Origin of the sequence: Variovorax sp. KK3, from assembly GCF_001984055.1 — a bacterium.
GTDB lineage: Bacteria > Pseudomonadota > Gammaproteobacteria > Burkholderiales > Burkholderiaceae_C > Variovorax.
Window position 1 is genome coordinate 1 of the sequence record NZ_LYVO01000138.1, and the last position, 9,610, is coordinate 9,610.

Below are 9,610 nucleotides of genomic sequence, written 5' to 3' on the forward strand. Positions count from 1 at the left end.
ATCGGCTCGGTCGGCGGCGAAGGCGCGTCTGGCGGCGCCAGCGACACGGTCACGGTCATCAACCAGGCCGGCGGCTCGATCGGCACCGGCAGCACCGATTCGCCCGGCGTGCTCGCGCAGAGCATCGGCGGCGGCGGCGGCAACGGCGGCGATTCGAAGGGCTGGATGTCGATCGGCGGCAGCGGTGCCGTCGGCGCCGACGGCGCCCAGGTGGTGATGACCAACCAGGGCAGCATCACCACGTCGGGCAGCGCGTCGGCAGGCCTCATGGGCCAGAGCATCGGCGGCGGCGGCGGCAACGGCGGCAATGCGAAGAGCAGCGGGCTCGGCATCAACCTGACCATCGGCGGCTCGGGCGCGGGCGGCGGCAACGGCAGCACCGTGACGGCCTTCAACGGTGGCGCCATCACCACCACCGGGCAGCATTCGTCGGGCATGGAACTGCAATCCATCGGCGGCGGCGGCGGCAAGGGCGGCGCGGCATTCGGCGACGACATCAGCGGCGTCTTCGGCGCGCAGGAAGCCGTGGGCGGCAGCGGCGGCGGCGGCGGCACCTCGCAGGCCGTGGGCAACAACGCCGACCAGGGCAGTACCAATGCCGGCACCATCCGCACTGGCGGCTCCGACAGCTTCGGCATCGTCGCGCAGAGCATCGGCGGCGGCGGCGGCATCGGCGCCGCATCGACGGCCGAGGCCAAGACCTATGCGCCGGACAACCTGCCCTCGCTGTCGATGTCCGTCGCCATCGGCGGCACGGGCGGCGCCGGTGGCGCCGGCAACACGGTCGTCATCGACAACGCCGGCTTCATCGGCACGACGGGCACGGGCTCGATCGGCATGGTGGCCCAGAGCATCGGCGGCGGCGGCGGCACGGGCGGCGACGCCAAGGCCACCTCGACCGCGAACGGCGGCAACTTCAACGCGTCCGTCAGCACTGCGATCGGCGGCAACGGCGGCGGTGCGGGCGACGGCAACTACGCCAGCGCGGACAACGGCGGCCTGATCGTCACCACGGGCGAGTCGGCCGACGGCATGCTGGTGCAGAGCATCGGCGGTGGTGGCGGCTCGGGCGGCGGCGGCGATGCCAAGTCCAACTCGACCGGCGGCGGCACCGGCATCGGCGCCAGCATCACGATCGGCGGCAAGAGCGGCGGCGGCGGCAACGCCCTGCTGGGCGTGGAGTCGACCAACGGCGGCGCGATCCTCACGCTGGGCGACGGCGCCTCCGGCATCGTCGCGCAGGCCATCGGCGGCGGTGGCGGGCGCGCCGGCGGTGCCGCGGGCACGGCCAAGGCCAATGGCGACAACGGCGACTTCGCAGCCACGCTCAGCATCGGCGGCAAGGGCGGCAACGGCGGGTCCACCTTCAGCACGACCACCCAAGTCAGCGTGACCAACAGCGCCACCGCGTCGATCGTGACCTTCGGCGCGGACGCACCGGCCATCGTGGCGCAGAGCATCGGCGGCGGCGGCGGCCTGGGCGGCAAGAGCGCGACCACGCTGAGCAGCAAGAAGTCGACCGGCGACGGCGGCAACGGCGTCGCCTCGACAGACACGACGCTGGACAACATCGGCCAGGCCTTCAAGGCCGGTGGCATCGGGCAATTCACGTCGACCCAGGCGTTGGTCGACCAGGCCAACGCACTGCTCACCGACACGAGCACGAACACGAACGGCAGCGGCACGAACGTCCGGCTGTCGAAGCTGGGCGACCCCGAGTCCGACGCCGGCGCGCTGAACGACCTGGGCGCCAGCCAGGACGACCAGGACGACGACGGCGGCACCGAGTCGAAGAGCATCACGGCCAAGATCGGCATCGGCGGCCAGGCCGGCGGTGGCGGCGCCGGCGGCACCGTGACGGTGAGCAACGCCGGCAGCATCGGCACCGTGGGTGCGCTGTCCGACGGCATCCTGGCGCAGAGCATCGGCGGCGGTGGCGGCAAGGGTGGCGCGGCCACGGCCGCCGGCACGAAGGGCGATGCCAACGCGTCGGTCGGGGTGGGCGGCACCGGCGGCAGCGGCGGATCGGCAGGCGACGTGAAGGTGACCAACGCGGCCGGCGGCAGCATCGTGACCACCGGCGCACTGGCCAACGGCATCGTGGCGCAGAGCATCAGCGGCGGTGGCGGCATGGGCGGCGTCGGCGGCTCGCGCAACGGTGCGCTGTCGGACACCAATCTGACGCTCGGCGCCGACGGCGGCCGCACGGGCCTCGCCGACGGCGCGGTGTCGTCCGGCCTGGTGACGGTGACGAACGAGGCGGGCGCGAGCATCATCACGCAGAGCCACAACGCCAGCGCGATCATCGCGCAGAGCATCGGCGGTGGCGGCGGCATCGCGAAGAGCTTCTCGACCGACGCGCAGGACAACAACGGCGGCGCGGCCGTCAAGGACCCGGTCGGTGCCGACGACAAGAATCCGGCGCACGGCATCCATCTCACCTTCGGCGGCTCGGCCAACAAACTGGCCAGCGACGGCTGGGCCGGCGACGTGGTGGTGAACCAGAACGGCAGCGTCACCACCTCGGGTCGCAATGCCTACGGCGTGCTGGCGCAGAGCATCGGTGGCGGCGGCGGCGCAGCCCTGGGCGGCAGCATCGCCAATGGCGGCAATTTCTTCGGCACCGGCGAGATGCGCGGCGACGGCGGCTCGACCACCGTCAACGCCGGCGGCAACATCACCACCAGCGGACAAGGCGCCATCGCCATCCTGGCGCAGAGCATCGGCGGCGGCGGCGGCCTCGCGGGCGACACCGGCTGGACGGCGCAGCAGCTCGGCTTCGATGCGAGCTGGAACCATCCGGGCAACGGCAACGGCGGCGCGGTGAACGTCAGCACCAACACCGGCACCACGCTGACGACGACGGCCGCGAGCAACACGCCCGTCATCTGGGCCCAGAGCATCGGCGGCGGCGGCGGGCGCATCACCACGCAGCAGGGCGCGTATACGGGCTCGGCCGGCGGCACCGGCAACGGCGGCCCGGTGAACATCGTCGTGGGCGGCACGGTCAGCGCACTGGGGCAGGCATCGCCGGGCATCTATGCCGAAAGCTCGGGCAAGGGCGGCGCCGGCACGCCCGGATCGATCGTCGACGTGACGGTGGAGCCCGGCGGCAAGGTCTCCGGCGGCACCGACTTCTCGGCCGGCGACGGCAGCGGTGCGGCGGTGCAGGTGATGAACGGCTCCACGTCGTCGGACACGGCGAGCATGAACGCGGTGATCAACCTCGGCACGCTGACCTCGGTCGACGGCGTCGCCGGCACGGCCGTCATCGGCACCAACGGCAACACCTACGTTCACAACCTGTTCGGCGCGCTGATGGACGGCTCGGTCGACGTGACGGCGGGCACCGGCAAAGGCTACGTGCTGAACAACGGCACCTGGAACACCGGCAGCACCGTGGCGGCGGTCTCGACGCGCAACGACGGCGTGCTCGACATCGGCGGCAAGGGCGCGACGGGCGCGGCGACGGTGGTCCATGGGGACCTCGTGCAGGGCGACGGCGGCCGCATCGTGTTCGACAGCGACCACGTGGCCGGCGCATCCGACAGGTTGACCGTGGAAGGCAACGCCATGCTGGCCGGTGCCGTGCAAATGCGTCCCGCGCGCCTGTCGCCCAACACCGTTCAGGTGATGGACGTGAAGGGCGGCACGCTCGACGACGCGCAGTTGCGGTCGGCCGACCCGATGCTCGTGCACTACCAGTTGGCCACCGCCGGCACCACGGCCGCGGACGGCACGGCGGAGCAGTCCGTCTTCGTCACGCCGCAGGCAAATTTCGACTCGGCGGCCACGGGCTTGGGCAAGAACGCGCAATCGGTGGCCGGCCACCTTCAGGCCAACTTCGATGCCGGCGCCGGCGGCCTGGGCGTGCCCCTGGCCCTGCTGGCCAACGGCGTGAACGACCCGGCGACCTACAAGGCCGCCCTCGCGAGCATGAGCAACGAGGCCCAGCAAACGGTCGGCACCACGCGCCTGGCCGCCAGCCATGCTTTCGTCGACCGCATGAACTCCTGCCCCACCTTCGACCAGGCACAGGGCACGGACATGAAGGAACGCGAATGCGGCTGGGCCCGCGTGATCGACAACCGCACCACCGACGGTGCCTCGAGCCGGGCCAACTACAGCGCCGGCACGCACACGGTGCAGGTCGGCGGACAGAAGCAGATCGCCGACGGCTGGTTCCTAGGCGCGAGCGCGGCCTACGACACCGAGAGCGCCAACAGCGCGACCGGCGCCGGCAGCGTGAGCGGCACCGGCGGCAGCGTGGGCGTGGTGCTCAAGCGCGAGATCGGCCACTGGACCTTCTCCGGCTCGGCCGACCTGGGCTACGGCAGCTACGACAGCACGCGCAACATCGCCTTCCCGGGCTTCGCTGCCCAGGCCACCGGCAGCTTCAACCTGACGCAGGCCGGCCTGCATTCACGCATCGCCTACCTGATGCCGCAGGACAACTGGTACCTGAAGCCCTACCTCGACCTGCATGCGGTGCACATGCACAGCAGCGGCTACGGCGAGCAAGGTGCAGGGCCGCTGGGCCTGAACGTCGACGGCAACAGCGACACGATGTATTCGGCCTCGCCGATGCTCGAAGTCGGCGGCCGCATGGAACTGGGCAACGGCATGACCGTGCGGCCCTACGCCACCGTCGGTGCCACCGTGCACGACAAGAACCAGTGGGGCGCCACCGCCCGGTTCCAGGGCGCGGCGCCAGGCGTCGCCACCTTCGACACCGCGGCCAGCGCGCCGACGAACCTCGGCAACGTGCGGCTCGGAGTGAGCGTGACGGTGAAGAAGAACCTGGAGCTCAAGGCCGAGTACGGCGCGCAGTTCGGATCGGGCTACAGGTCCAACGAAGGCATCCTGCGGGTGAACTACCTGTTCTGATCGTCGATGGCGCCGTTGCGCTGGTCGACGCCCGACGTCTCCGGGTCGGCCAGGCGCGTCGGCATGCTCACCTGCCCTTGGCATCCTGCGGCGCCGCCACCGCTTCGAGCATCGCGACGAAGCTGGCCGCCGCGGGCGACAGCGAGCGGCCCGCAGCGCTGTAGACGCAGACTTCCCGATGAAAGTCGGGTGCATCGAGCCGCACCATGCGCAGGCCATGGGCGCGCACCAGCGATGCCGAGTACGAAGGACAGACGGTCAAGCCCAGACCGTTGGCCACCATGCCCAGCGCGGTCGTCATGTACGACACCTCCAGCGTGCCGGGGCGCTGCATGTACGCGCGTACCTCGGATGACAGCTCGGGCATCACGCGCTGGCGGAAGTCGCGCGTCGGTGCGATGAAGGTGTAAGGCTCGAGCTCGCTCCAGCGCAGCTTGCGGCGATTGGCGAAGGCATGCTCGGGAGGGCAGATCAGCCAGTGGCGGTCGCGGAACAACGTGCGCCGCTCGATGGACGCATCGACCACCACGTCCTGCCCCACGGCCAATTCGGCCTCGCCGGTCGCGAGGCCGTCGAGCAGGTGCTCGGGCAGCGTATCGATCAGGTTGACCGCCACACCCGGGTAGCGCGCGCGCCAGGCCGCGATGACGCGCGGCATCAGCGTGCACGCCATCAGCTGGGGCGCGGCGAGACGAAGCAGGCCCGACTTCTTCTCGCGCAGATCGGTCAGCTCGGCGACGGCGCTCCCCAGGTCGGCCAGCAGGCGCTGGATCAAGGGCTGAAAGGTGTGACCGGCGTCCGACAGCACCACGCGCCGCGTGTGCCGGTCGAACAGTTGCACCCCGGTCTCACGCTCCAGCTCGCGCACCAGCACGCTCAGCGCCGACTGGGTGAGATGCAGGCTGTCGGCAGCGGCCGTGAAGCTGCCGGTTTCGGCGACCGCGACGAAGGCGCGCAGCTGACGCAAAGTCAAATTCATATGACTTGTTCATTAATCGATGAAATTTTTTCGATTGCATCATAAGCAGCGCAAAGGCCCAATCCCTGTCGCCCCATTGCAAATGCAGCGAGAGCCGCCCATGACCCCTACCGCATCGAACCCGACCGCCGGCACGCCCGTGCCGGTGCGCGGCCTGCACCATTTCGCCTGGCGCTGCCGCGACAGTGAAGAAACCCGCCGCTTCTACGAAGACCTGCTGGGCCTGCCGCTGGTGCACGTGATCAAGGCCGACCACGTGCCCAGCACCGGCGAATACTGCCCCTACGTCCACATTTTTTTCCAGATGCGCGACGGCTCGTACATCGCCTTCTTCGACCTCGGCGACGACGTCAAGGCACTGCCGTCGCCCAACACCCCGGGCTGGGTCAATCACATCGCGCTGCGCGTCGATTCGCACGCCGACCTGCTCGCCGCCAAGTCGCGGCTGGAGGCGGCCGGCGTCGAAGTGCTGGGCCTGACCGACCACCACATCATCGAATCGATCTACTTCTTCGACCCCAACGGCATCCGGCTCGAGCTGACCACGCCGACGGTGTCGCAGGCAGAGATGGACGCCCATGCGCTGCGCGCGCGCGCCGACCTCGACGCCTGGACGGTGCGCAAGGCCGAACTGCTGCGCGACAAGAAGGACCGCGCATGACCGATCTTCAACTCGCGGTCATCGACGTCAAACCCGGCGCCGCGCTCGAAAGCCAGTCGGGCCTGCAGATGATGCGTCCGCGCATCTACGGCGCCTGGCGCGCGCCGGCGGGGCCGAAGAAGATCGCCGCCATCGTGATGCACCCCACGAGCAACTTCATGGGGCACTACCTGATCGGCCCCCTGGCCGAGCGCGGCATCTGTTGCATGGGGCTCAACTCGCGCTACATGGGCAACGACACGGTGCTGCTGATGGAACGCGCCATCCAGGACCTGGGCGCGGGCGTGCAGTTCCTGCGCGGCCAGGGCTACGAAAAGGTCGTGCTGATCGGCAATTCGGGCGGCGCTGCGCTCTCGAGCTTCTACCAGGCCCAGGCCGAGCAACTCACGGCGCACCACTTCGCCGACGGCGATCCGACCCACCTGCACCCCGACGATCTGCCGCGCGTGGACGGCATTGCGCTGTGCGCCGCGCACCAGGGCCGCTCGAAACTGATGCGCGACTGGATCGACCCGTCGGTGACCGACGAGCACGATCCGCTCTCGGTCGACCCCGAGCTCGACATGTACGACCCGCGCCACGCGCGGCCCTACACCGCCGAGTTCCTGGCGCGCTTCTCAGCTGCGCAGAAGGCCCGGCTGGACCGCATCGAGCGCTGGGCGCTCGAGCGCCTGCGCCTGCTGCGCGGCACGCCGGGCGCGCCGCGCGACCAGGCCTTCGTGGTGTATCGCACGCATGCCGATCCGCGCTGCGTCGATCTCACGATCGACAGCAACGACCGCGCGCCGGGCAGCGTGTGGGGCGATGCGCGGCAGGTCAACTACTCGGCCAATGCGATGGGCCGGACCACCTCGCTGACGGCCTTCCTGTCGCAATGGTCTTCGCTGTCGCAAGCAGACGGACCCTCGAACCTCGCGCGCTGCACCGTGCCGCAGCTGCTGCTGACCTACACCGGCGACCAGTCGACCTTTCCGAGCACGCGCGAGGCCTGGCTGGCGGCCGGCGGCTCGCACATTCGCAACGTCGACATCGTGGGCGGCAACCACTACCTGTCGGGCCAGCCGCAGCTCGTGGAGCAGGCGGCCGATGCGATCGCCGAGTGGGCGCGGGCGCTTTGACGCCACCGCGCACCGATACGAACGACAAGAGACAGCATCCCCGATGGAAACCTACGCCTTCGCTCCTGCCTACGAACTTCCGCACTGGCCCTTCGAGCCGCCGCCGGAACTGACCCACGGAACCCGCACGCGTCATCCGATCGTGATCGTGGGAGCCGGCCCGGCCGGCCTCACGCTGGCCTGCGACCTCGCGAGCCGCGGCGTGCGCGCGGTGCTGCTCGACGAGGACGACACCGTCGGCGTGCGCGGCGCCTCGTCGCGCGGCATCTGCTACGCGCAGAAGAGCCTCGAGATCTTCGAGCGCCTGGGCATCTACGAGCGCATCGCCGACAAAGGCATCACCTGGTCGTTCGGGCGCACGTTCTCGGGCGACGAGGAGGTCTACAACTTCAACCTGCAGATCGACAGCGTCTCGAAGCAGCCGCCCTTCATCAACCTGCAGCAGTTCTACCTCGAGTGGTTCCTGGTCGACCGCATCATCGAGCTGGGCCTGACCGACCTGCGCTGGAAGAGCCGCGTGGGCCGCATCGAAGCGCTGGCCGACGGCGTGCGCATCGATGTCCAGACACCGGACGGCAGCTACACGCTGGAAGCCGATCACCTGATCGACGCCACCGGCGCCAACAGCCCGCTGCGCACACAGCTCGGCGTGCCGGGGCATGCCTCGCGCAGCACCGACCGCTGGTGCATCAGCGACGTGCGCTTCAAGAAGCCGCTGCCGATCGAGCGCTGGACCTGGGTCGACGCGCCCTTCAACCAGGGCCGCGCCGTCTGGCAGCACCTGATGGCCGACGGCGTCTGGCGCATCGACTACCAGATGCCCGAGGACTGCGACACCGAGGAGATCAGCCGGCCCGAGGTGGCCGGTGCGCGCCTGCGCGAGCAGCTCGGCCCCGATGTCGAATTCGAGTTCGTCTGGATCGGGCCCTACGGCTATCGCGACCATCTGCTCGAGCGCTTTCGCGATGGCCGTGTGATCTTCATCGGCGACTCGGCCCACGTCGTGAGCCCCTTCGGCGCGCGTGGCGGCAACAACGGCATCCAGGATGCCGCCAACCTCGCCTGGAAGCTCGCGCTGGTGGTGCGCGGCGAGGCGCCCGATGCGCTGCTCGACAGCTACGACGCCGAGCGCCGGCCGGCCGCGATCGAGAACCTCGTCGTCACGAGCCGATCGGCCCGCTTCCTCGCGCCGCGCTCGCCGGCCGAGCACACGATGCGGCGCGCGGTCGTGGCGCTCGCCTCGCGCCATGCCTTCGCGCGCAGCCTCGTGAACACCGGCCGCATGGCGGTCGCGAACGCCTATCCGGCCTCGCCGCATCTGCCCGAGGGCGGCCGGTCGGTGCAGAACGTGCACCTGCGCGATGCGGGCGATGCGGGCGAGGCGGCGACGGAGCAGCAGCGCACGTTGATGCAATACCTGGGCGGCGGAACGCATTTCGTCGGCTTGTGGCGCGAGCCTTCACGCGCCGCCGCAGCCGAAGCCCTGGCGCGCCTGGGCCAGCGCCCACTGCGCCTGCTCGCCGTGGGCGGTGACACCGCAGGCGCGGACGGCGTCCTGCCCACGCTGGCCGCCGACGAGGCCCTGCTGCGCCATCTCGGCCTCGACGCACCCGGCAGCTTCTGCCTGGTGCGACCCGATGCGTACCGCGCCGCGCTGCTCGCGCAGGCCACGCCGGCGGACATCGACAACGCACTGACGCGGGCCATGGACCCGACGGAGACCGCATGAGAACCGACCTTCACATCGCCGACCCCGACGGCTTCTACGGCGCCTGGCTCACGGCCCAGGAAGGCCTGGACGACGCCGGCAGCGCCGACTTCAACGCCCGGCTGGTGCTGCTGCTCGCCAACCAGTGCGGCGACCCGGCCACGCTGCTGGCCTGCATCGAAGAAGCGCGGGTGAGCGGCTTGCCCGCCCCCACCGAACGCCGCCCCACACAAAACCCATGACCATGACGACCACCC

6 protein-coding genes are annotated in these 9,610 nt (G+C 70.4%); 5 read left to right on the forward strand and 1 reads right to left on the reverse strand.

Annotation, left to right across the window (positions count from 1 at the left end):
• Nucleotides 1-4,887 (forward strand): autotransporter outer membrane beta-barrel domain-containing protein (locus B0W80_RS36445; RefSeq protein WP_077003377.1); only part of this gene is annotated, 4,887 nt, incomplete at its 5' end.
• Between the two features lie 67 nt (nt 4,888-4,954).
• Here the strand turns inward: B0W80_RS36445 and B0W80_RS33070 are convergent.
• Complete coding sequence (locus tag B0W80_RS33070) at nt 4,955-5,866, reverse strand: LysR family transcriptional regulator (protein WP_077003378.1); 912 nt, start codon at nt 5,864-5,866, stop codon at nt 4,955-4,957.
• Between the two features lie 100 nt (nt 5,867-5,966).
• Here B0W80_RS33070 and B0W80_RS33075 point away from each other — a divergent pair, with 100 nt between their 5' ends.
• The 4 genes from B0W80_RS33075 to B0W80_RS33090 are packed head-to-tail and all read left to right on the forward strand — an operon-like array spanning nt 5,967 to nt 9,595.
• Entirely contained in the window at nt 5,967-6,527 is a 561-nt protein-coding gene (locus B0W80_RS33075; RefSeq protein WP_077003379.1) for a VOC family protein, read from the forward strand.
• Nucleotides 6,524-7,645, forward strand: a complete 1,122-nt coding sequence (locus B0W80_RS33080; RefSeq protein ID WP_077003380.1) for a S9 family peptidase — start codon at nt 6,524-6,526, stop codon at nt 7,643-7,645. Before B0W80_RS33075 ends, B0W80_RS33080 begins: the two co-directional genes overlap by 4 nt.
• A 43-nt stretch (nt 7,646-7,688) precedes the next feature.
• Nucleotides 7,689-9,374, forward strand: a complete 1,686-nt coding sequence (locus B0W80_RS33085; protein WP_077003381.1) for an FAD-dependent monooxygenase — start codon at nt 7,689-7,691, stop codon at nt 9,372-9,374.
• The gene (locus B0W80_RS33090) at nt 9,371-9,595 is read left to right on the forward strand and encodes a DUF2783 domain-containing protein (protein ID WP_077003382.1); all 225 of its coding nucleotides are present in this window, start codon (nt 9,371-9,373) and stop codon (nt 9,593-9,595) included. Before B0W80_RS33085 ends, B0W80_RS33090 begins: the two co-directional genes overlap by 4 nt.
• Nucleotides 9,596-9,610 lie beyond the last annotated feature (15 nt).